Genomic DNA, 22,075 nt, shown 5'->3' on the forward strand with positions numbered 1-22,075 from the left:
CCACACTGTCCCCGTGAGACATGTCATCGCCCTCGATGTGGGCGGCACCGGGATGAAGGCCGCCCTGGCGGGGCCGGAGGGCGAACTGCTGCACCAGGCCCGCCGGGCCACCGGTCGCGAGCGGGGACCCGAGGCCGTCGTCGCGGGCATCCTGGACTTCGCCGCCGAGCTGCGGGCCTACGGCGCCGACCGGTTCGGCGAGCCGGCCCGCGCCGCGGGCGTCGCCGTCCCCGGCATCATCGACGACGAGCACGGCGTCGCCGTGTACGCGGCCAACCTCGGCTGGCGCGACGTGCCGCTGCGGTCGCTGCTCGGCGACCGGCTGGGCGGCATTCCGGTCGCCCTCGGCCACGACGTGCGCACCGGAGGGCTCGCCGAGGGCCGGGTCGGGGCCGGGAAGGGCGCCGACCGGTTCCTGTTCGTGCCGCTGGGCACCGGTATCGCGGGCGCCATCGGCATCGACGGGCGGGTCGAGTCGGGCGCCCACGGCTTCGCGGGCGAGATCGGCCACGTGGTCGTGCGTCCCGGCGGCATCCCGTGTCCGTGCGGGCAGCGCGGCTGTCTGGAGCGGTTCGCGTCCGCGTCGGCGGTCAGCCAGGCGTGGGCCGAGGCCTGCGGCGACCCGGACGCGGACGCAGCCGACTGCGCCAAGGCCGTCGAGTCGGGCGACGCCCGCGCCCTCGCCGTGTGGCAGGACGCCGTGGACGCGCTCGCCGACGGGCTGGTCACCGCGCTCACTCTGCTGGACCCGCGCGTCCTGATCATCGGTGGCGGCCTCGCCGAGGCGGGGGAAACCTTGTTCACACCGCTGCGGGACGCCGTCCGGCGTCGCGTCACCTTCCAGAAGCTGCCGGAGATCGTCCCCGCCGCACTGGGGGACACCGCCGGCTGCCTGGGTGCCGGGCTGATGGCCTGGGACCTGCTCGAAGCCGGTCCGCAGGGGACCGGTTCGCGGGGCATCGCCCCCCAGCGCTCCGACCCCCCGCGCACCGGTGCGCACCGCACGGATCCGCACAGCACCGACCCGCACAGCACCTCTCCTACGACCGTGACTCCCCCGGAGGTAACCACCTGATGGCCCCAAGCAAGGTTCTCGCCGGTGCCCGGGTGGTACTGCCCACCGGGACCGTGGACGACGGCCGCGTGATCGTCGACGGCACGCGGATCGCGGACACGGCGTCCCCGCAGGCAGACGTCCTCGACCTGTCGGGCCACTGGGTGGTCCCCGGCTTCGTCGACATCCACAACCACGGCGGCGGCGGCGCGTCCTTCACCAGCGGCACCCCCGAGGAGATCCTCCGGGGCGTCGAGACCCATCGCCGGCACGGCACGACCACACTGGTCGCCTCCGCCGTCACCGGTGAACTGGACTTCCTCGCCCGGCGTGCCGGGGTGCTCGCCGAGCTGGCCGAGCAGGGTGACATCGTTGGCATCCACTTCGAGGGGCCGTTCATCTCCCCGTGCCGCAAGGGCGCGCACGACGAGCAGTTGCTGCGCGACCCGGATCCGGCCGAGGTGCGCAAGCTGATCGACGCGGCGCACGGCCACGCGAAGATGGTGACGCTGGCCACGGAGCTGCCGGGCGGCCTGGACTCCGTGCGGCTGCTCGCCGAGCACGGGGTGATCGCCGCGGTCGGGCACACCGACGCCACCTACGAGCAGACGGTCCAGGCGATCGACGCGGGCGCCACCGTCGCCACGCACCTCTTCAACGCGATGCCCCCGCTCGGCCACCGCTCCCCCGGTCCGATCACGGCGCTGCTCGAGGACGAGCGGATCACCGTCGAGCTGATCAACGACGGCACGCACCTGCACCCGGCCGCGCTCCAGCTGGCCTTCCACCACGCGGGCGCGGACCGGGTCGCCTTCATCACCGACGCGATGGACGCGGCCGGCTTCGGCGACGGCCGCTACCTGCTGGGCCCGTTGGAGGTCGAGGTCTCGGACGGCGTGGCCCGGCTGGTGGAGGGCGGCTCGATCGCGGGCTCCACGCTCACCCTGGACCGCGCGTTCAAGCGGGCGGTGACGGTGGACAGGCTGCCCGTCGGGGACGTCGTCGCGGCGATCTCCGCCAATCCGGCGCGGCTGCTGGGCCTGTCCGACCGCATCGGCTCCCTGGAACCCGGCCGGGACGCCGACCTGGTCGTCCTGGACGACGCCTTCGACGTGGTGGGCGTGATGCGCCGGGGCGAATGGGTGGTCGATCCCCAACTGGGCTGATCCGTCCCCGGGTCCGCCACCCGAGCGAGGGACGGCGGGGGACCCGGGGGCTGGGCCCGCCACCATCCGTTTGGCATGATCGTGTCCACACGGCAGCCGCAGGCGATCGGGGGAGGTCGACCCAGGTGATCCTCACCGTCACGCTCAACACCGCTCTCGACATCACCTATCGGGTCGCCGGCCTGAGGCCGCATGCCTCCCACCGGGTCACCGGGGTGACGGAGCGGCCCGGCGGCAAGGGGCTGAACGTGGCCCGCGTGCTGGCGGCCCTCGGGCACGAGGTGACGGTCACCGGCTTCACGGGCGGCACCACCGGCCGCCTCGTGAGCGAGGGGCTGACCGGCGTCCACGGGGTGAGCGACGCGCTCGTGCCGGTCGCCGGGCCGACGCGGCGCACCATCGCCGTCGTCGACGAGCGCACCGGCGACACCACCCAGCTCAACGAGCCCGGCCCGACCGTGACCCCCGCCGAGTGGAACGCCTTCCAGGAGGCGTACGAGGACCTGCTGGCCGGCGCCGCCGCGGTGGCCCTGTGCGGCAGCCTGCCGCCGGGCGTCCCGGTGGGCGCGTACGCCGGGCTGGTGCGCGCCGCGCGTACCGCGGGTGTGCCGGTGCTGCTGGACACGAGCGGGGAGCCGCTGCGGCGGGGCCTCGCCGCCCGTCCGGACCTGATCAAGCCGAACGCCGACGAGCTGGCCGAGCTGACCGGCTCGCACGAGCCGCTGCGGGCCACGCAGGCGGCCCGGCGCCGCGGTGCCCGCTCGGTGGTGGCCTCGCTGGGCGCCGAGGGGCTGCTCGCGGTGACGCCCGAGGGCCGCTGGCGGGCCGCGCCGCCCGCTCATGTCCGCGGCAACCCGACCGGTGCGGGCGACTCCGCGGTCGCGGGTCTGCTCTCCGGCCTGGTCGAGCAGCTGCCCTGGCCGGACCGGCTGGCCCGCGCGGTGGCACTGTCGGCGGCGACGGTGCTGGCGCCGGTGGCGGGCGAGTTCGACCGGGCGGCGTACGAGGAGCTGCTCGGGCGCGGCGTCGCGGTGACGGCGGAGGCGGGCGCCGCCTGACGGCGCCGGGCCCGCGGGCCCTACTCCTTGACCTGGCCCTTCTTCAGGGAGAACTGGTCCAGCAGGACGTTGCACTTGTCGCCGTCGGCGCAGGACAGCGTGACCGTGTTGGTGCCCTTGTTGAGGGTGGGCCAGGCGTAGGTCTTGGTCCAGCCCTTGGCGAAGTCGCCGTCCTCGGCGTGCGCGAAGTTGCCGAGGTTGAGCTTGCTGCCGAACTCCTTGCCGTTGACCATCAGGGTCATCGACTGGTCCTCGCCGGCCGCGCTGTACTTGGTGAAGAGGGTGTAGACGCCGTCCTCGGGGATGCCGTCGATGGTCCAGGTGACCGAGGCGCCCGGCTGGTTGAGGCTGGTGACGTAGGTGCCGCCGTCCGACTCGGCGCCCTCGACGTCCGACGCGGTGGTCACGCCGGGCGACAGGCTCAGCGCCTTCGCGTCGGCGGCCGGCAGCTCGACCTCCTCCTGGGCGTCGTCGCTCGCCGACGGGCTGGGCTCGGTCGACTGGGACTGGGTGGGGGCGGTGTCGCCGCCCGCCTCGTTGCCGCCCTTGTCGTCGTCGGAGCCGCTGCTCGTCATGACCACGACGATGCCGACGACCACGGCGGCGACGACCGCGACCGCGCCGATCAGCAGGCCCTTGGTGTTGGGGCCGCGGCGCCCGCCGCCCCCGCCGTGCCCGGAGGGCTGCTGCGGCCCACCGGGACCGCCGCCGCCGGGGAAGGTCTCGGGCGCGGCGTAGTGCGCGTTCGGCTGCCCGTACGCCCCCTGCGGCTGGCCGTAGGCGCCCTGCTGGGGCGGGGCGGCCTGGCCGTGGGCGGCGGTCTGCGCGCCGGGGCCCTGCGGTGCGCCGTACTGCCGTGTGCCGACGGGACGCACCCGGTTGACGGAGTTCGGGTAGCCGTAGCCACCGGACGGCGGCTGGGCCCCGTTGGCCTGCCCGTCGGCGTAGAGGTAGCCGAAGGGGTCGTCGTCCTCGGGCGTGCTCGCGCCGTTGTTGCCGGGCGTCATCCCTTGGTCTCCTAACCAGATGCGGTGCGTGGTGCGGTACGGGTGTGAGAGGGCGAGCCTACCCTCCCCCACTGACCCGAAAGGGTGACTCAGACCGCATCAGCGCGCTGACCTGGTGATCATCCGGCTCGGCGATGCTGTTTGGGACGAGATCGTTTCTCGACGTACATCCGTTCGTCGGCGGACTTCAGCACTTCGTCCGCCGTCATGCCGCAGTGGGCCCAGCCGATGCCGAAGCTGGCGCCCACGCGGACGGCCCGGCCCTCGGCCCGGATCGGCTGGATGATCTCGCCCCGCAGCCGTACCGCGAGGTCCTCGGCGTCGGCCCGGCCGAGCCCGTTGGCGAGGATCACGAACTCGTCGCCGCCGAGGCGGGCCACGGTGTCGCCGTCGCGGACGCCTGCGCTGAGCCGCCGGGCGACCTCGATGAGGACCGCGTCGCCCGCGTTGTGCCCGAAGCGGTCGTTGATCGACTTGAAGCCGTCCAGGTCGCAGAAGAGGACCGCGAGTCCCTTGGTGCCGTCGTCGCGGCCGCCCTCCTCGGGGGCGACGGCGTGCACGTGGTGGTCGAAGGCGCCGTACGGCTCGGCGACCGCGGCGAAGTCGAAGGTGTGGCCGCCGGAGTCGAGGACGGCGGGGTGCCCGTAGGCGGCGTCCATGGCGTCGGCCACGGCCGCGTGCGAGGACTGCGGGCGCCGGCACAGCCGGGCGGCGAGCCGGGAGCGCAGCTCGGCGCTGTTGGGCAGGCCGGTGAGGGAGTCGTGGGAGGCGCGGTGGGCGAGCTGCAGCTCGCGGCGCTTGCGTTCCTCTATGTCCTCGACGTGGGTGAGCAGGAAGCGCGGCCCGTCGGCGGCGTCGGCGACGACGCTGTTGCGCAGCGAGACCCAGACGTACGTGCCGTCGCGGCGGCCCAGGCGCAGCTCGGCCCGGCCGCCCTCGGCGGAGGTGCGCAGCAGGGTGCCGATGTCCTCGGGGTGGACGAGGTCGGAGAAGGCGTAGCGGCGCATCGAGGAGGCGCGGCGGCCCAGCAGGCGGCACAGGGCGTCGTTGGTGCGCAGGATGCGGCCGTGCTGGTCGCCGCCCATCTCGGCGATGGCCATCCCGGAGGGGGCGTACTCGAAGGCCTGCCGGAAGCTTTCCTCGCTGGCCCGCAGGGCCTGCTGGTCGCGCTCCAGGCGGACCAGGGCGCGCTGCATGTTGGAGCGGAGCCGGGCGTTGCTGATCGCGATGGCGGCCTGGAACGCGTACATCTGCAAAGCCTCGCGGCCCCAGGCGCCGGGGCGGCGGCCGTTGCGGGGCCGGTCCACGGACAGGACGCCGATCAGCTCGCCGCTGTTGCCGGCGCCCTGCGGGCCCGGCGCGTACATCGGGGCGAAGAGCCGGTCCGAGGGGTGCCACTCGTCCTCGAAGCGGGGCGCGGGCCCGTCGGTGTACCACTGCGGGACGTCGTCGTCGTCGAGGACCCAGCCCTCGGTGTGGGGTATGAAGATCAGGTCGCCCCACTGCTCGCCCATGCCCAGGCGCCGGTCCCAGGACTCGCGGGAGCCGGAGCGGCCGGTGATGAGCGCCTCGGCGGCCGTGTTGCCGGCGAAGGCGGCGACGACCAGGTCGCCGTCGGGGCCGACCAGGTTGACGCACGCCAGCTCGTACCCGAGGGCCTGGACGACGCCGTCCGCGACGGCCTGAAGCGTGTCGGCCAGGCTGCGGGCCTTGTTCATGTCGGCCATGGCCTGGTGCAGTTGCCGCAGGGACGCAAGGCGGACGTAGGGCTCCGAGTCGGTCTCCATGCTCGCCCTCCCCCCGAGACCTCGCAGTGAATCAAGGGTTCTCTTCGGCGCCTTTACTGAGGGTGCCTCGGATCGTGCTCTTGCAGGTTCCCCGTCACTGAATCACAGCGCGCTCCCCACTCGGTACACAGGGTCAACAATTACCGCCCCTTGTGACTCAAGTCACAGGGAAAGATGAACAATTGAGAGGGGATTCCGCGGTTTCCCCGTGTGTTTACCGAACGCAAAGTTTGTGGGTATGCGCACGCCTCCTCCCATGGTCCTAGGTCCCGGTTGGGACCGGGGCCCGATGCCCGGCCCACGCACCGGAGATTAGCGTGACGGGGTGTCGAACACTCCGTCTCTCACGTCTCCCGCGTCCCCCGCGTCCCCGTTGCCGTCGCCCGCCTCCGGGCATGCTGAGGGGGTGAGCAACGAGGAGTTCCGTGCCGCCATGTCCCGGCTGGCCTCGGGTGTGGTCCTGGTGACCGCGCAGGAGCCGCCGCTGGACCCCGACGACCCGCTGGCGCCGCGCGGCGAGGACGTCGGGATGACGGCCACCGCCTTCATGTCGGTGTCCCTGGACCCGCCGCTGGTCCTGGTCAGCCTGCGCGAGGGCTCCCGCATGGACGACCTGCTCGACGAGCAGCCCCTGTGGGCGGTCTCCGTCCTGTCCGAGAGCCAGCGGCACATCGCGGGCCGCTTCGCGATGAAGGGCCGGGTCAGCGACCGCCTCCTGTTCGCGGACATCCCGTACGTGCGGGGCGAGGCCACCGGGGCGCCCCTGGCGGGCGGCGCCCTGGCGACCCTGGAGTGCCGCACCGAGCAGCGGGTGCCGGCCGGCGACCACACCCTGGTGATCGGCCGGGTCCTGACCGCCGCGCTGCCGAGCGCGGACGGGGGCCCGCTGGCGTATTTCCGGGGGCGGTACCGGCAGCTGGGCTGAGCGGGGAATTCGCTCGCCCGTGCCCCCGGGCCCCGCCTAGGGTGCGCGCATGACGACCGGCACCACGCTCCGCCTGGAGGAGATCACCCCGGCGAACATCGAGGCCGCCCTCGCGATACGGGTGCGGCCCGACCAGGAGTTCGCCGTCTCCCCGGTCGTGAAGTCCCTCGCCGAGGCGTACGTCCACGGCGGGAAGGCCTGGCCGCGCCTGATCCTCGACGGCGACCGCCCGGTCGGGTTCCTCATGGGTTTCTTCGGCATCGACTGGTACGACGACGGCAGCGCACTGCGCTCCGGCCTGTGGCGTCTGAACATCGCCGCGGGGGAACAGGGCCGGGGATACGGCCGCTTCGCCGTGGAGTCGGTGGCCGCCGAGGTCCGGCGCCGCGGCGGCACGGAGTGCTTCGTCACCTGGCACCCCGGCGAGCACGGCCCCGAGAACTTCTACCTGGGCCTCGGCTTCCGTCCCAACGGGGAGAAGGCCGAGGAGGAGACGGTCGGCGTGCTGGAGCTGGACCGACCGGGTCTCAGTCCCAGTTCTTCGGGGAGCGTCCCCGCTTGGTCTGGGAGCGCTCCTTCTTCTGCCGCAGCCGACGTTCGTTGATGCCGCGCGGGATGCGGGTCGGCCTGCGGGGCCGGGGCGGGGGCGCGGTGGCCTCGGCGAGGAGGGCGGCGAGGCGCACGGCGGCGGTCTCGCGGTTGCGCCACTGGGAGCGGTGCTCGGAGGCGCGGACGGTGACGACCCCGCCGGACAGCCGCCCGGCGAGCCGCTCGAGCGCCCGCTGCTTCCACACCTCGGGCAGGGCCTCGGTGCGCGCCAGGTCGAAGCGCAGCTCCACCGCGGTGTCCGTGGTGTTGACGTGCTGTCCGCCGGGTCCCGAGGAGCGCGAGAAACGCCAGACGAGCTCGGCCTCGGGCAGGGAGACGGAGCCGCGGATGACATGGGGACCGGACATGCCCTCCATGTTCCCGCCCGCGAGCCGTCCGCGTCACCCGAATATCCGGATCCCGGTCACACTTCCGGCCCCGCTCTCGGTAAAGAAAGTAAAGAGGCGCGGAACCTTGTGGACCCCTCTCGACGTTCATGGTGGTAGCTGTAGCTTTCTTGCCGTACGTACACGAGGGAAGGGACTCCCAAACAATGGCTGTAAGCCTGTCCAAGGGTGGCAACGTCTCGCTCACCAAGGAGGCTCCGGGCCTGACCGAAGTCACCGTGGGCCTCGGCTGGGACGTCCGTACCACCACCGGCACCGACTTCGACCTCGACGCCTCCGCGATCGCGGTCAACACCGAGGGCAAGGTCTACTCCGACGCCCACTTCGTCTTCTTCAACAACAAGCAGACGCCGGACAACACGATCGTCCACACCGGTGACAACCGCACCGGTGAGGGCGCGGGCGACGACGAGGCGATCAACGTCAACCTGGCCGGTCTCCCGGCCGACATCGAGAAGATCGTCTTCCCGGTCTCGATCTACGACGCGGAGAACCGCTCGCAGAACTTCGGCCAGGTGCGCAACGCCTACATCCGCATCCTCAACCAGGCCGGTGGCGCCGAGATCGCCCGCTACGACCTGTCCGAGGACGCGGCCACCGAGACCGCGATGGTCTTCGGCGAGCTGTACCGCAACGGCGCCGAGTGGAAGTTCCGCGCCGTCGGCCAGGGCTACGCCTCGGGCCTGGTGGGCATCGCCCAGGACTTCGGCGTGAACGTCTGACGTTCACCGCTCGTTCGTTCCGTACGAAGGCCCCCCGGACGTCCGGCCGGGGGGCCTTCGGCGTCTCTGCCGCGGTCTCCCGGCAGTCGGCGCCCACCGGACCCTCGGCCTCCCAACAGCCGCTCCCAGCGGGCGTTTCACGTGAAACACCCCATAGGATCACGAGGTGCGCACCCCTCGTCTGCTCGTAGCCGCCGCCACCGTCGTCGCCCTCACGGCATGCAGTGGCGGCGGCGCGGTCGAGGGCGCTCCCGGCGGCCCGGGGGTGCGCGACCCGTACTTCCCCAAGGCGGGCAACGGGGGCTACGACATCGGCCACTACGACCTGAGGCTGGACTACGACCCCGACGCCGAATCCGACGCCGATGCCGGCGCCGGGCACCTCACCGGCACCGCGACGATCACCGCCCGTGCGACCCGCGACCTGTCGGCCTTCGATCTCGACCTGAAGGGTCTGGACGTCGAGAAGGTCACGGTCGAGGGCCGGGACGCCCGGTTCAACCGGGCCGGACAGGAACTGACGGTCCGCCCGGCCCAGGAGCTGAACGACGGGGAGACGTTCCGGGTGACCGTCCGGTACTCCGGCGAGCCGGAGACGATCACCGACGCCGACGACTCCGAGGAGGGCTGGCTGCCCACCGCCGACGGCGCGGTCGGGCTGGGCGAGCCGACGGGCTCGATGGCCTGGTTCCCCGGCAGCCACCACCCCTCCGACAAGGCGACGTACGACCTCGCGATGACCGTGCCGGAGGGCCTCGGCGTGGTCTCCAACGGCGAGTTGCGGGACGAGCGGACCCGGGACGGCCGTACGACGTTCACCTGGCACACGGCCGAGCCGATGGCGAGCCATGTCGTCACCGTCGCCGTCGGCGAGTGGGAGACCGCCCGCTCCACCACGGACGACGGTCTGCCGGTGTACACGGCCGTCGACCCGACGCAGGCCGACGCGAGCCGGAAGGTCCTGAAGCGGATCCCCGAGATCATGGACTGGGCGCGGGAGAACTTCGGCCCCTACCCCTTCTCCTCCGCCGGCGCGATCGTCGACCGCGACGAGGACGCCGGGTACGCCCTGGAGACCCAGAACCGCCCCTACTTCCCCGGCGCCCCCGACACCGTCCTGCTCGTCCACGAACTCACCCACCAGTGGTACGGGAACTCCGTCAGCCCGAAGACCTGGCGGGACATGTGGCTCAACGAGGGCTTCGCCACCTACGCGGAGTGGCTGTGGGAGGAGGACCACGGCGGCGACACGGCGCAGAAGACCTTCGAGGCGCTCTACGACGGCACGTACTACGACGACGAGGACGCCAACGACTCGATCTGGGCGTTCCCGCCCGCGGACCCGCCCGACGCGGCGCACATCTCCGACAGCCCCGTCTACCAGCGGGGCGCGATGGTCCTGCACAAGATCCGCGAGAGGGTCGGCGACGACGCCTTCTGGAAGCTGCTGCGCGGCTGGGCCGCCGCCCACCGGCACGGCAACGCGGACACCGAGGACTTCACGGCGTACGTGGAGAAGTCGGCGCCGGAGGAGGACTTCTCGGAGATCTGGGCCGACTGGCTGCGCGGGGACGGCCGGCCGGACGCACCCTGAGCCGCCCGCTCGTCCGCCGCCGCCTCACCGCTGGCGGCCTTCGAAGGTGTCGAGCAGCAGCGCCAGGTCCGGGGGCCAGAGCGGCTCGGACGCCGCGGCGAGTTCGGCCCGGCTCCACCAGCGCCAGGTGAGGATGCCGTCCGCGGCGTACGCGGCGGCCAGGTGGGGGCCGGTGGGCTCGCGGCGGGGGCCCCGGGCGACGTAGACGTGTTCGTACTGGCGGACGGGGCCGACGCTCAGGTGGGTGAAGTCGTGTTCCCAGGTGCAGAGCAGCGGGCCCGGTTCCAGGTCGGTCCAGCCGGTCTCCTCACGCACCTCGCGCAGGGCGCCCTCGCGGGGGTTCTCGTCCGCCTCCAGGCCGCCGCCGGGCATCGCCCAGTGCACGCCGACCTCGACGTTGTCGTAGCGCAGGAGGAAGACCGCGCCGTCGGGATCGAGCACGGCGACGCGGGCGGCGCGGCGCGGGGTGCGCGGCCTGTCGCTCTCCAACTCCCCGCGCAGCACGGCGCAGGGGCGGCCGGCCCGGAGGTCGCGGCGGTGGTCGACGGCCGTGTAGCCGAGGGCGGTCCAGAAGGCGAGGGCGTCGGTGTCGCCGTCGAGGACGGCGAGCCGTACGGCGGTGCGGCCCGCGGCGCGGAACCGGTCCTCGACGAGGGCGGCGAGCCGGCTGCCGTGTCCCCGCCGGGTCAGCCCCGCGTCCACCATCAGCAGCCCGATCCACGGGTCCGGGTCGGCCGGGTCGGGGTGCCGGGCGAGCGTCACCGCGATCCCGACCAGCCGGCCCGCGTCCCTGGCCAGCAGCACCTCGGCGCCGGGCCGCGCCAGTTCGTCGGCGAGCGCGGCCGCGACCTGCTCCGGACGGATGTCCCGCGGGTCGGGGAAGTCGCCGCTGAACGCGTGGAAGGCGTGGTGGGAGGCGTAGAGGGCGGTGAGTTCGGTGAGGACGGGGCCCGGGATGTCGCGGTCGGGAGTGAGGGGGAGCGGGGTGAGGATCACCGGGGCAACCTACCCGGCCGTCATGGCCGTGGTGCCCGGGTCCGGTCCGGGTCGCCGTGCTCGGCGCGGAGGGCGGGCATCTCGGTGGTCGCCGTTTCGCCGCCGCTGCCCGTGGAGTCGGGCTTCTCGCGGCCGACCAGCGGGTCGAGGGCCCGGTCGCGCCGTCGCGCGCTGCCGTGCGGACGCGGTCCGCCGGGCCGCGGTACCCGGCGGAGCGCGTCCGCGCGGCGTTCAGGCGTTCCCGGCGGCCCGGTTCCGCTGGAGCGAGGTGAGCCGGGAGACGAAGAGCACGGCGAACACGGCGCTCACGACGGCCACGACGTCACCGCTCAGGGCGGTGACGATGGTGTCCTTGGCGGCCGTGGCGGTCCGCTCCTCGTCCCAGCTGTTGAACTGGCTCAGGTCCATCGTGAGGTGGGCGACCCAGAGCCACCACCAGGTGTGCATCAGCCACCGGCCGGCGCCGGCCGGACGGCCGGTCGTCGCCGTCCAGATGTCGTTGGCGATCTGCTTGGGCATGAAGAAGTTGACGACCGGGATGAACCAGGAGCCGCCCGCCAGGCCGGGACCGTAGCGGACGCGGCCCGGCGCGAAGGTGTCGGCGTTCTGCCGCGCGCGGCTGAACCAGCACGCCCAGACGACCGCCGTCGCCAGGAGCACCAGCAGGGACAGGGCGTCGGCCGCGAAGCTCGTGAACTGCAGGGTGTCGAAGCCGTCGATGGCGTGGGTGGGCGACGAACCCGGCCGCCCGTCGAGCCGGCTGTAGGCCTCCATGAGGATGTTGAAGTTGAACAGCACGGGCACGGTGAACAGGATGAGCAGCACGTTCAGCGCCGTGGCCAGACCCTTCACCGGGCGCGCGGGCGCCGGGGCGTACGGCGAAGGGGCGACGGGGCCCGCCCCGGGCGCCGGGGTGGAGTACGGCGAGGGCTGGGCGGGGCCCGGCCCCGCCGCGAACGGCGAGGGGCGCTGCCACGGGGGCGTCGCCGGACCGTACGGGGAGGGCGGCGGGCCGAAGCCCGCGACGGGCGCCCCGACCGGGACACGGTCTTCCGGGTCCTCGCTGTCCAGGAGTTGCACGGCGTGCCGGCCCAGCTCCGCCAGCACCTCGCCGGGCAGCCAGGCGCCGCCCGGTGCGGCGTCCGCGCCCGCCACGTCCTCGATCGACGTCAGCAGCTCCTCGGGGGTGGGGCGCTTCTCGGGCTCCTTCACCAGACAGGCCGAGACGACACCCTGCCAGTGTTCCGGAACCCCGGTCAGGTCCGCCTCCTCGGTCGCGATGCGGAAGAGCAGCGAGTGCAGCCCGCCCTCGTCGGTGCCGAAGGGCATCCGGCCGGTCGCCGCGTAGGCCAGCACCGCGCCGAGGCAGAAGACGTCACTCGCGTACGACACCTTCTCGCCGCGCACCTGCTCGGGGGACATGAAGCCGGGCGACCCCACGACGGCGCCAGCCTTGGTGAGCCCCTCCGCGGACTGCGTGGAGGCGTCCAGGGCGCGGGCGATGCCGAAGTCGATGACGCGGGGGCCGTCGATGGTCACCAGGACGTTGGAGGGCTTGAGGTCGCGGTGGACCAGGCCTGCGCCGTGGATGGCCTGCAACGCCCGCGTCAGGCCCGCCGCCAGCACCCGCAGGGTGGGGGAGGGCAGCGGCCCGTACTGCCGGTCGACGACCTCGGCGAGCGAGGGCCCGGCGACATACCCGGTGGCGACCCAGGGGGTGGGTGCGTCGGTGTCGGCGTCCAGCACCGGCGCGGTCCACTCACCGCCGACGCGCTGCGCCGCCCGCACCTCCTGCGCGAAACGCCGTCGGAAGTCCGGCATGCGGGCCAGTTCCTCCCGGACGGTCTTGACGGCCACCGTCCGGCCCCGGTCGGAGCGCGCCAGGTACACCCGGCCCATGCCGCCCTCACCGAGCCTGCCGAGCAACCGGTACCTGCCGATCCGTTCGGGATCATCCGGAATCAACCCGTCCATGCCTGCTCCCTCTCCCCCGACGACACCGTGCGCACCGGGATTGGGACGAGGATAGAGACAAGGAATGACGGGTGGAAAAGCCGGTGCTCCCGGCGCGGTTGACCCCATCCGGACCCGCGGCCACGACCGCGGCCGCGGACCCGTCCGTCTCGGCGCCCTGGTTCGTGACACCATCACCTGCGTGCTCGACATCGGCTACGCCCTCTCCACCCGCTTCCCGGACCCGCCGCAGACGGACTACCGCCGCGCGGACGTCCACGCGCTGCGCCACGACCTGTTCTGCGGGGACGTGTACCTCGCCGACACCAAGGCGGACCGGGAGCTGTCCACAGCCTGGGGATGGGTGCCGGTGCTCGACTTCGCCTGGGCGCTGTGCGACATCGTCGAGCACGTCGACCGGGACCCGGCGGGCTCCCGGGCCGCCCGGCCGCAGCGGGCGGAGCTGGACTTCACCGAGTCCACCGACCGCCTGCTCTTCGAGCGCCGCTTCGGCTGGGTCGACATCGAGGCGGAGTGGCTGTCGGCGGACGAACCCCCGCTCTCCTTCCCCCACACCGAACTGCGCCGCGAGGCCCGGGACTTCCTGCACGACCTGCTCGCCGACCTCACCGACCTCCACGAGGACCTCGCGGACAACCCGGCCGTCTGGTCCCTGCAGGCCCGCTTCCCGCGGATGCCCTCCGACTAGACAACAAGGAGCGTCACTTCCGATGACCGCACAGCCCGCGCCGTTCAAGCCTTCCCTCGTCAAAGCGGTGTTCCGGGACGTGACCCCGCTGCACGTCTCCCGGTCGGCCGCGTGGGCCGCCGCGTCGGTGACGCGGACGGTGCTGACGGAGATCGTCGACGGCGCGAGGAGAGCGGCGGCGGAGCAGTCCCGGAGGAAGCTGATACCCGGGGACCTGATCTCGGCGACCGACCGCGACGTCGAGCTGGAAGTGGGGGGCACGTGGTACGAACACAGCCCGACGTTCCGATGCCGGACCGGTGACCTGTACGACGCCGACGGTGTCCTCGTCCCCCTTCGTCAGCGCAGGGGGACGCGCACCCCAAGTGCCGTGGCCGGAGCCCACCGGTTCGAGGCGGGGGTCAGGAAGCTGCTGCGGAGCCGGGGTGCGACGGCCGTCCCGGCGATGGTCCGCGACCTGGACGGCATCGCGAGCGTATTCCTGACGGACCTCGCCCGGGGCGCGGCCGTGGTCGTCCGCGAGGGCGGGGTCAAACGCTTCGGCACCGTCATCCTGGGGACGCCGGACGAAGCGGCCGCGCTCCCGTTCCCCAAGGATGTCCTCGGGGCCCTGTCCACCCGCACGGGAGACCGGCGGACCGTCGGCAGGGACGACGTCCTGGCCGCCACCACGATGGTGTTGTTCGGCGACCTCAGGCAGCGTGCCCTCACCGAAGCGAAGGTGCCCACACGGAACATCTCGGCCTCGACCGGTAACGAGGGCGACGTCTGACAGCGGTCACACCCAGGTGAGATTCTGTCCACCGGGGCCGCCGTGCAGCCGCATGCGGTCGGCCGACGGGCGCCCGTCGGCCCGCCACCGCGCAGGGCGCTCGGTGATCTCGTCCCACAGCCGCGCCGGGCCGCCCTGTCGCACCACCCACCGTGCACCGTCCCGGAAGAGGACCGCCCAAGTCGCGGCGGCCACGTCGATCACGACGTGTCCTGTCCTGCCGTTCCGTTCCAGTGTGAGCCGCTGCGCGCGGTGCGGCGAACTGCGCGACGAACCGGGCGGTCCAGTCGTCGAGTACGTCCGCGCCGAGTTCGGCGGGCACCGCATCGCCCTCGCCGAGGTTCGGAAGGATGCCGAGCGGGGGCGGAAGGTGGGGGCGGGCGAGCATGAACGAGACCTGTCCGCCGAGGACGGCACCGCTCGCCGTGCCGTCCTCGGCGAGGGCGGGGCCGCTTTCGTGCGTCCAGGGGTTTCGGTGAGAGCGGGACCCCTACGCCTGATCGGGGACGACGACGCCGGGAACCGGCATACCTCGGCCCCACAGCTCTTCGGCGTGCTCGGAGAACCGGTCGAACAGTCCGCCCTGCGCTCGGCGCCGCACGTGCATCAGCGGGGAGTCGTGGCCGACGACGCGCGCCAGATGCGGGGTGATCAGCGCCTGGTCGTCGAAGCGGAAGACGGACAGGCTCACGTGGTTCACTGCATCCTCGGCCGCCGAGTAGCGCACCTCGATCTGCGGAACGTCAGCTAGCTTGGCCAGCTCTTCCAAGGACATGTGGATGCGGGTGGACACCGTGAGCGCCACACCCTCGATGGCTTCTCGCTGCCTGGTGACGTCGCCGTCGGGGTCGCCGAGCAGGAACCGCACCCGGCACCCGGCCGCCGCCTTCTGCCGCAGCGCCGCCGCGATCGCCGGTACCTGGGTCCACAGGAAGTAGTTGGTGTACCCGGCGAAGAGCAGCTCCTCGGACGCGTCAGCGATCAGCCCTGCCCAGACTGTCGACGGGCAGGCAGATCGGTACGGGTACGTCTGGACGACTTCGCGGTCCCCGCCCGTCTTCAGCCGGTCCCTGACGGCCTTGGGCCACAGCATGTCTGACTCAACTCCCAACGCCTGCGATGCGTCTTCCCTGTTCCGTGCGTGCGGGATCAGCTCGTCGTCGGCGATCCAGCGCTCCACCGTCTTCCCCGAGACACCGACGCGAAGCGCGAGCTGCCTCGGCGAGAGCCCGGCGGAATCCATAGCTGATCGTAAGGCCGTATTCAAGGCTCCCCCTGCGGACGTTTGGACGCTTTCGAAGCTAGCGCCCTTACGCCCCAACTGTCTGCCCGCCCGCGCCGATTAGGGCCTGATGGGGCATCACGATGGGCTGGAAGACCCCGGCGACCGCGCGAACGGCCCCGGGGCGTGGCCAACGCTGCAAGGAGCGCCGACATGGCAAACGCTACAACCCCGGCCGCCAACGAAGCGGGGACAACCTCGGCCCCGCCGGACATCGCCACGGTCCGCGCCACGGCACGCCGGCTGCTCGCGGCTGACGCCGAGTCATTCGAGGCCGCGGAGGTCGCAGAGATGACCGCTCGGCTGCGCGAGGACATCGCCGGGCTGATCCCCGCGGTGGAGGCCCTCACCCGAGCACTGCCCAAGGACGACGTTCCCCGGGCGTGCGCACTGGCGTGCATCGGAGAGGCCCGCATGCGGCTCCGCCTCGGCGACGGCGACACCGACCGGGTGCGCCTGTCCGTCGCCGTCCGTATGGCCCGCACCGCGAACGCCCTCGCCGACCACCACCAGGCCCTGGGTCGCGCGTCGTAGGCCACCCACAGACTCCCGCCCAGGCCGGGCAGACCCGGCAAGGTGCCCCGACCCGGGCGGGCCATCCCCATCCGCAACGAGCGAAGGAGATCCCGTGACCATACCTCCGGGCCCGACCCCACCGCCCGCCCTGGCGCTGCCCGCCCTCGTGCGCATGCTCATCACCGACCAGCAGTTCGCCAGCGTCCGCGGCACCGTCATGGACGCCAACCCGGACATGGCCGAGGACATGGCCGGCCGCATCGTCGACGAGGGCCTCAAGTTCGTGGCCGTCTGCGCGACCAACCCGGGCGTGGGCCTGGCCCCGTCGCGGATCGTCGACGAGGGCTGGCACGCACTGATCCTGCACACCCACATGTACGCCGGCCTGTGCGAGCGGCTCGGCGGCGAAGGCACCTTCGTGCACCACTCCCCGGGCTACGACCCCACCAGCTACGACCCGCCGATCCTGGACCGGACCCGCGAGACCATCGCGGCACTCGGCTGGGAGGCAGACCCGGAGCTGTGGGGGCCGCCCTCCGACGAGACCCTCGTCTCCGTGGCGGCGAAGTGCCAGCACGCGCCCGAGTGCACCATCATCATCACGCCGAAGCCGAAGCCCGGGGCGGCGTAGCCTGCCCGTGAAGGGAGGCACCGTGTCCGAATGGATCAACCCGCGCTACGCGGAACTGGTGGCAGCGTGGAGACGCTCGCAGCAGCCCGCCACGCGTGACCCGAAGGAGCAGCGGCCTGTCCGGGGATTCGTGTCCCCGCCCAAGCCCTGACCGCTCATCGCGGCCCCGGATCGACGTCCCCCGTCGTCGGTCCGGGGCCGCTTCACGTCTACCCCTTGTGGTGAGCGGGGGAGTGCGGGGCAATGGAATCTGCGCAGGTCAACCCGCGCGGTACTCCAAGGGGTTGCGTGAGCGGTGCGTGAGCGGAGGTCCCCGCGAGGGCCGGACTCCCCGGAGCGAGCCGGAGGAGTCGTGATGGGTTCGCCGGTCTCGTGGAGTTCGCCAAGCTCCACGGGTGACCTGCGCCCACGATCACCCTTGAGTAACCGGTCCTCGCCAAAGTGCTGGCGGGGACCGGGGGCGGGTCTTCTACTCCTCCCCCACCACCCGCACCCCCAGCTCCGCCGCCAGCACCGGTGCCAGGTCGAGGAGCTGGGCCGGGCTGATCACCGCCCCCGACAGCCGGTCCACGCCCCGGGCCAGCTCCAGCGGCGCGGCCCCGCGCAGGTCGACGTCCGTGAGGGTGGCGGCGCTGAGATCCGCGTCCTTCAGGGCGCAGTCCACGAACTCGACCCGCTCCAGGCGGGCGCCCCCGAAGTCCGGCTCGACCAGGACGCAGCTCTCGAAGACGACGTCCTTGAGGCGGGCCCGGCGCAGATTGAGGTAGTCGATCTTGCCGCCGCGGATCAGGACCCGCTCCAGCACCGCACCGTGCAGCTGGGTGCCGCCGAGGCGGGCGTCGAGCAGCTCCACGTCGCGCAGGGTCGCCTCCGCGAGGTTCGTGCCGACGCCCCGGACGCCGGTGAGGCGGGTGTCGAGCAGCCGGGCGGCGCGCAGTGACGCCTCGTCCAGCACGCACCCCGTCAGCGCGCAGTCCATGAAGCGCGCGCCCGCGCCGTCCCGGCCGGTGAGGTCCGTCTCCCGGAAGTCCAGCGCGTCGTAGTCCCCGTCCGGCTCCAGGCCGCCGTCGTCCTCGTAGGGCGTGAGGGGCGGCAGGCGCAGCTCCGGGCGTCTCGCCCCTCGTACCGTCGTCGTGCCGCGCCCGCCCGCCGTGCCCGCCGTTCGCGTCGTTCTCCTCGCCATGGGTCCATGCTGCACCCGACCACTGACAACCCCGCCGCGTGCTCGGCCTGGGCTCGCCCGGATGGCGCGGGCTTGACCTCAAGCCCGCTCGAGGTCGTTGGGTGGGGTCCGCGACCGCTCCGTTCCTCACCCTGGGGGTTCCGCCATGTACGCCGTCCGACTGCACTCCTTCGGCCCCGCCGAGAACCTCGTCCTGGACGTGGTCGAGGACCCGGCGCCGGGCCCCGGCCAGGTCCGGGTCGCCGTCCGTGCGGCGGGCGTCCACCTCCTGGACACCGCCCTGCGCGAGGGCGTCCAGGGGCCCGCGCCCGCGCTTGCGGAGCTGCCCACGATCCCCGGCCGCGAGGTCGCCGGCCTCGTCGACGCGCTCGGGGAGGGCACGCCGGAGAGCTGGCTGGGCAGGCGCGTCGTCGCCCACCTCGGCTTCGCCCCGGGAGGCTACGCCGCACTCGCCGTGACGGACCTCGCCCGCGTCCACGAGATCCCCGCGAACCTGGACTTCGCCCAGGCCGTCGCCATGGTCGGCACGGGGCGTACGGCGATGGGGATCCTGCAGTTCGCCGACCTCGGACCCGGCTCGGTGGCCGTGGTCCCGGCTGCCGCGGGCGGCGTCGGCACGCTGCTGGTGCAGTACGCGAAGAACGCCGGCGCCACGGTGGTCGGCCTCGCGGGCGGTCCGGACAAGACCGCGCTCGTCGCCGCGAACGGCGCCGACCTCGCCGTCGACTACCAGGACCCCCGGTGGCCGGCGAGGGTCCGCGCCCACCTGGGCGGCAGGGCGGCCACCGTCGTCTTCGACGGCGTCGGCGGGGACGTCGCCCGCGAGGCGGTCGCCCTGCTCGGCCCCGGCGGCCGGCACCTGGTGTTCGGCTGGTCGGGCACGGGCCTGCACGACGGCACCCCGTACCTCGTCGACGGCGTCTCCCAGCAGGTCCTCGGCCCGGTCATGATGGAGCGGGCCGGCGGCGCCGACCCCGTGCGCACCCTCGAACTGCGGGCCCTCGGCGAGGCCGCCGCGGGCCGGCTGGTCCCGGCCGTGCGGCGCTTCCCGCTCGCCGACGCCGCCGCCGCGCACCGCGCCCTGGAGAACCGGGGGACGACCGGGAAGGTGGTCCTCGAACCATGACCGGCGGCCGGCGAACCGATCCGCGCGGCGGCTCGGACAACGGGATGCGACCCGTCCGGAATCATGGTCTTCTGGCGAAATGAGTGGCTCCCGGACAGGTCGGACAGGCGGGCCGGCCGCGCCCGCGACGGCCGATCCCCACCGCTGGTGGGGGCTGGTCGTGATCGCCCTGGCCCAGCTGATGGTCGTCCTCGACGCGACGATCGTGAACATCGCGCTGCCCTCGGCACAGCGCGACCTGCACATGTCCGACGCCAACCGCCAGTGGGTGATCACCGCGTACACCCTGGCGTTCGGCGGGCTGCTGCTGCTCGGCGGGCGGATCGCGGACCTGGTGGGGCGCAAACGCACCTTCGTCATCGGGCTGATCGGCTTCGCCGCCGCCTCCGCGATCGGTGGCGCCGCCACCACGTCGGTGATGCTGTTCGGGGCCCGCGCGCTCCAGGGCGTCTTCGCCGCCGTGCTCGCGCCGTCCGCGCTGTCCCTGCTGACGACCACCTTCACCGACCCGAGGGAACGCGGGAAGGCCTTCGGCATCTACGGCGCGCTGGCCGGCAGCGGCTCCGCGATCGGCTTCATCGTCGGCGGCGTGCTCACCGAGTACCTGGACTGGCGCTGGTGCCTGTACGTCAACATCCCCATCGCGATCATCGCGGTGATCGGCGCGTTCGCCCTGCTGCACGACCGGCCCGGTCACGCCGACGCCCGTCTCGACGTGCCCGGCGTGATCCTCGGCTGCGGCGGTCTGGTCGCCCTCGTCTACGGCTTCAGCGAGGCCCAGCCGCGCGGCTGGACCGACGCGCTGGTGCTGGCCCTGTTCGCGCTGTCCGTCGTCCTCCTGGCGGGCTTCGTGTGGTGGCAGAACCGCGCGCGGACACCGCTGCTGCCGCTGCACGTCATCCGGGAGCGCAACCGCGCCGGCTGCTTCCTGACGATGATGCTGGCGGTCATCGGCATGTTCGGGCTGTTCCTGTTCATGACCTACTACCTCCAGGAGATCCTGGGTTACTCCCCCGTCCGCACCGGCCTGGCGTTCCTGCCGCTGACCGCGGCGATCATCGTGGGCTCCACCCAGATCTCGGCCCGGCTGCTGCCGCACGTGAGCCCGCGCATGCTGATGGTGCCCGGCATGCTCCTCGCCTCCGGCGGCATGGTGATCCTCACCCGGATGACGGTGCGCTCGGAGTACGTCACCGAGATCCTGCCCGCGCTGCTCCTGATGGGCCTCGGCATGGGTCTGACGTTCATGCCGGTCTTCTCCACGGCCACCGCCGGGGTCGCCCCGAAGGACTCCGGCGTGACCTCCGCGACGGTGAACACCTCGCAGCAGGTGGGCGGCTCGATCGGCACGGCGCTCCTCAACACCATCGCGACGAGCACCAGCGCGTCCTGGATCACCGCCCACCTCACCGATCCCTCCCAGCGGGAGCTGATCGTCCGGGAGGGCGTCGTCCACGGCTACACGGTCGCCATCTGGGTCGCGGCCGGCGTGATGCTGCTGGCGGGCGTCGTCGCGGGGGTGATGGTGACGGCGAAGGCGCCCAAGCACGGCACTCCGGCCGAGCGGCAGGTGCCGGAACCGGCGCGCTGATCGCGCCGGGGTGGGCCGGAACGCGCTGACGCACCGGCAGGAAGGTGCCCGGGGCGGCGATATCCGCGTGACCGGGGCCGTGCCGCGCCGGTAGCGTCGGGCGGGTGATCGACGTACCGGAGGGGCTCGCGGCCGCGCAGGCGAAGTACAACGGGGAGGCGGGGCGTGCCTTCGTCGAGGGGCTGCCCGTGCTGGCGGCGGGGTTCCTCGAGCGGTGGGAGCTGCGGCTCGACGGGCCGTCGATGCACGGGTGGGCGGCGCTGGTGCTGCCGGTCGTGTGCCGCGACGGCACCGAGGCGGTACTGAAGCTGCAGATCCTCGACGAGGAGAGCGAGGGCGAGCCCGTCGCGCTGCGCGTGTGGGACGGGGACGGCGCGGTACGGCTGCTCGACCACGACGCCGCCACCGGCACCATGCTGTTGGAGCGGCTGGACTCCGGCCGCATGCTCAGCCACGTCGAGGACTCCCGGGAAGCCGTCCTCGTCCTCGCCCGGCTGCTCGCCCACCTCACCGCGACCCCCGCACCGTCCGGCCTGCGCCGGCTCGGGGACATCGCGCGGCGCATGCTGGAGCGGACGCCGGGGACGCTGGAGCGCATCGCGGACCCGGCGGACCGGCGGCTGGTCGCCGACTGCGCCGCCGCGGTGCGCGAGGTCGCCGACGAGCCGGGCGACCGGCTGCTGCACTGGGACCTGCACTACGAGAACGTGCTGGCCGCAGACCGCGCCCCCTGGCTCGCCATCGACCCCAAGCCGCTGGCCGGCGATCCCGCCTTCGACCTGCTGCCCGCCCTGGACAACCGCTACAACCCGGCCGAGACCCGGTGGCGCTTCGACGCCATGACCGACGTCCTCAGCCTCGACCGGGAGCGGGCCCGCGCCTGGTCCCTGGGCCGGGTGCTGCAGAACAGCCTGTGGAACGTCGAGGACGGCGATCCGCTGGAGACCCCGCAGTTGGAGATCGGGCGGCTGCTGCGCGCTCTGTGACCGCCGGGTGCGGCCGCTCCCG

General features: G+C 73.1%; 22 protein-coding genes. 14 read left to right on the forward strand and 8 right to left on the reverse strand.

Annotated features, from left to right (window positions below; genetic code table 11):
- Nucleotides 1-13: 13 nt before the first annotated feature.
- The 3 genes from BJ961_RS33855 (at nucleotide 14) to BJ961_RS33865 (ending at nucleotide 3,278) form a co-directional block, all read left to right on the forward strand.
- Nucleotides 14-1,075, forward strand: a complete 1,062-nt coding sequence (locus BJ961_RS33855; RefSeq protein WP_271416580.1) for an ROK family protein — start codon at nucleotides 14-16, stop codon at nucleotides 1,073-1,075.
- On the forward strand, nucleotides 1,075-2,220 hold the full coding sequence (gene nagA, locus BJ961_RS33860) for an N-acetylglucosamine-6-phosphate deacetylase (protein ID WP_271416581.1): 1,146 nt from the start codon (nucleotides 1,075-1,077) through the stop codon (nucleotides 2,218-2,220). Before BJ961_RS33855 ends, nagA begins: the two co-directional genes overlap by 1 nt.
- 125 nt (nucleotides 2,221-2,345) lie before the next feature.
- Entirely contained in the window at nucleotides 2,346-3,278 is a 933-nt protein-coding gene (locus BJ961_RS33865) for a 1-phosphofructokinase family hexose kinase (RefSeq protein WP_271416582.1), read from the forward strand.
- Nucleotides 3,279-3,298: 20 nt separating this feature from the next.
- On the opposite strand, the gene BJ961_RS33870 is transcribed toward BJ961_RS33865, so the two are convergent.
- Nucleotides 3,299-4,285, reverse strand: a complete 987-nt coding sequence (locus BJ961_RS33870; RefSeq protein WP_271416583.1) for a carbohydrate-binding protein — start codon at nucleotides 4,283-4,285, stop codon at nucleotides 3,299-3,301.
- A 119-nt stretch (nucleotides 4,286-4,404) separates the two neighbouring features.
- On the reverse strand, nucleotides 4,405-6,072 hold the full coding sequence (gene cdgB / locus BJ961_RS33875) for a diguanylate cyclase CdgB (protein WP_271416584.1): 1,668 nt from the start codon (nucleotides 6,070-6,072) through the stop codon (nucleotides 4,405-4,407).
- Nucleotides 6,073-6,397: 325 nt separating this feature from the next.
- Between cdgB and BJ961_RS33880 the strand changes: the two genes are divergently transcribed.
- Together BJ961_RS33880 and BJ961_RS33885 are read left to right on the forward strand one after the other, a co-directional pair.
- A complete protein-coding gene (locus tag BJ961_RS33880; RefSeq protein WP_271416585.1) occupies nucleotides 6,398-6,997 on the forward strand; it encodes a flavin reductase family protein in 600 nt (199 codons plus the stop codon).
- Nucleotides 6,998-7,046: 49 nt separating this feature from the next.
- Complete coding sequence (locus BJ961_RS33885) at nucleotides 7,047-7,601, forward strand: GNAT family N-acetyltransferase (protein ID WP_271416586.1); 555 nt, start codon at nucleotides 7,047-7,049, stop codon at nucleotides 7,599-7,601.
- Here BJ961_RS33885 and arfB read toward each other — a convergent pair.
- Nucleotides 7,525-7,962, reverse strand: coding sequence for an alternative ribosome rescue aminoacyl-tRNA hydrolase ArfB (arfB, locus tag BJ961_RS33890; RefSeq protein ID WP_271416587.1), 438 nt, complete (start codon nucleotides 7,960-7,962; stop codon nucleotides 7,525-7,527). The two genes, BJ961_RS33885 and arfB, sit on opposite strands and share 77 nt — an antisense overlap.
- 176 nt (nucleotides 7,963-8,138) lie before the next feature.
- Between arfB and BJ961_RS33895 the strand changes: the two genes are divergently transcribed.
- Both BJ961_RS33895 and BJ961_RS33900 read left to right on the forward strand, forming a co-directional pair.
- Nucleotides 8,139-8,714 carry a TerD family protein gene (locus BJ961_RS33895; protein ID WP_271416588.1) on the forward strand — a complete coding sequence of 192 codons (576 nt, stop codon included), beginning with the start codon at nucleotides 8,139-8,141 and terminating at the stop codon, nucleotides 8,712-8,714.
- Between the two features lie 166 nt (nucleotides 8,715-8,880).
- Nucleotides 8,881-10,308 carry a M1 family metallopeptidase gene (locus BJ961_RS33900; RefSeq protein ID WP_271416589.1) on the forward strand — a complete coding sequence of 476 codons (1,428 nt, stop codon included), beginning with the start codon at nucleotides 8,881-8,883 and terminating at the stop codon, nucleotides 10,306-10,308.
- A 24-nt stretch (nucleotides 10,309-10,332) separates the two neighbouring features.
- Here BJ961_RS33900 and BJ961_RS33905 read toward each other — a convergent pair whose 3' ends face one another.
- Together BJ961_RS33905 and BJ961_RS33910 are read right to left on the reverse strand one after the other, a co-directional pair.
- Nucleotides 10,333-11,304, reverse strand: coding sequence for a bifunctional GNAT family N-acetyltransferase/NUDIX hydrolase (locus BJ961_RS33905; RefSeq protein ID WP_271416590.1), 972 nt, complete (start codon nucleotides 11,302-11,304; stop codon nucleotides 10,333-10,335).
- Nucleotides 11,305-11,535: 231 nt separating this feature from the next.
- Nucleotides 11,536-13,278, reverse strand: coding sequence for a protein kinase domain-containing protein (locus tag BJ961_RS33910; RefSeq protein ID WP_271416591.1), 1,743 nt, complete (start codon nucleotides 13,276-13,278; stop codon nucleotides 11,536-11,538).
- A 181-nt stretch (nucleotides 13,279-13,459) separates the two neighbouring features.
- Between BJ961_RS33910 and BJ961_RS33915 the strand changes: the two genes are divergently transcribed.
- Both BJ961_RS33915 and BJ961_RS33920 read left to right on the forward strand, forming a co-directional pair.
- On the forward strand, nucleotides 13,460-13,966 hold the full coding sequence (locus BJ961_RS33915) for a hypothetical protein (RefSeq protein WP_271416592.1): 507 nt from the start codon (nucleotides 13,460-13,462) through the stop codon (nucleotides 13,964-13,966).
- Between the two features lie 22 nt (nucleotides 13,967-13,988).
- Nucleotides 13,989-14,738, forward strand: a complete 750-nt coding sequence (locus BJ961_RS33920; RefSeq protein WP_271416593.1) for a hypothetical protein — start codon at nucleotides 13,989-13,991, stop codon at nucleotides 14,736-14,738.
- 6 nt (nucleotides 14,739-14,744) lie between these two features.
- Here BJ961_RS33920 and BJ961_RS33925 read toward each other — a convergent pair whose 3' ends face one another.
- A complete protein-coding gene (locus BJ961_RS33925; RefSeq protein ID WP_271416594.1) occupies nucleotides 14,745-14,942 on the reverse strand; it encodes a hypothetical protein in 198 nt (65 codons plus the stop codon).
- Between the two features lie 286 nt (nucleotides 14,943-15,228).
- Nucleotides 15,229-15,831 carry a DUF5919 domain-containing protein gene (locus tag BJ961_RS33930; RefSeq protein ID WP_271416595.1) on the reverse strand — a complete coding sequence of 201 codons (603 nt, stop codon included), beginning with the start codon at nucleotides 15,829-15,831 and terminating at the stop codon, nucleotides 15,229-15,231.
- A 342-nt stretch (nucleotides 15,832-16,173) separates the two neighbouring features.
- Here BJ961_RS33930 and BJ961_RS33935 point away from each other — a divergent pair, with 342 nt between their 5' ends.
- Together BJ961_RS33935 and BJ961_RS33940 are read left to right on the forward strand one after the other, a co-directional pair.
- Nucleotides 16,174-16,554 carry a DUF6415 family natural product biosynthesis protein gene (locus BJ961_RS33935; RefSeq protein WP_271416596.1) on the forward strand — a complete coding sequence of 127 codons (381 nt, stop codon included), beginning with the start codon at nucleotides 16,174-16,176 and terminating at the stop codon, nucleotides 16,552-16,554.
- 154 nt (nucleotides 16,555-16,708) lie between these two features.
- The gene (locus BJ961_RS33940; protein ID WP_271417254.1) at nucleotides 16,709-17,167 is read left to right on the forward strand and encodes a glycine-rich domain-containing protein; all 459 of its coding nucleotides are present in this window, start codon (nucleotides 16,709-16,711) and stop codon (nucleotides 17,165-17,167) included.
- A 469-nt stretch (nucleotides 17,168-17,636) separates the two neighbouring features.
- On the opposite strand, the gene BJ961_RS33945 is transcribed toward BJ961_RS33940, so the two are convergent.
- The gene (locus BJ961_RS33945; RefSeq protein WP_271416597.1) at nucleotides 17,637-18,350 is read right to left on the reverse strand and encodes a pentapeptide repeat-containing protein; all 714 of its coding nucleotides are present in this window, start codon (nucleotides 18,348-18,350) and stop codon (nucleotides 17,637-17,639) included.
- A 145-nt stretch (nucleotides 18,351-18,495) separates the two neighbouring features.
- Here BJ961_RS33945 and BJ961_RS33950 point away from each other — a divergent pair, with 145 nt between their 5' ends.
- The 3 genes from BJ961_RS33950 (at nucleotide 18,496) to BJ961_RS33960 (ending at nucleotide 22,053) form a co-directional block, all read left to right on the forward strand.
- A complete protein-coding gene (locus BJ961_RS33950) occupies nucleotides 18,496-19,476 on the forward strand; it encodes a zinc-binding dehydrogenase (protein WP_271416598.1) in 981 nt (326 codons plus the stop codon).
- A gap of 79 nt (nucleotides 19,477-19,555) precedes the next feature.
- Nucleotides 19,556-21,067: an MFS transporter gene (locus BJ961_RS33955; RefSeq protein WP_271416599.1), complete on the forward strand. Its 1,512-nt coding sequence runs from the start codon at nucleotides 19,556-19,558 to the stop codon at nucleotides 21,065-21,067.
- Between the two features lie 104 nt (nucleotides 21,068-21,171).
- Nucleotides 21,172-22,053: an aminoglycoside phosphotransferase family protein gene (locus BJ961_RS33960; RefSeq protein WP_271416600.1), complete on the forward strand. Its 882-nt coding sequence runs from the start codon at nucleotides 21,172-21,174 to the stop codon at nucleotides 22,051-22,053.
- The last annotated feature ends 22 nt before the right edge of the window (nucleotides 22,054-22,075 follow it).

The organism is Streptomyces lienomycini, assembly GCF_027947595.1.
GTDB lineage: Bacteria > Actinomycetota > Actinomycetes > Streptomycetales > Streptomycetaceae > Streptomyces > Streptomyces lienomycini.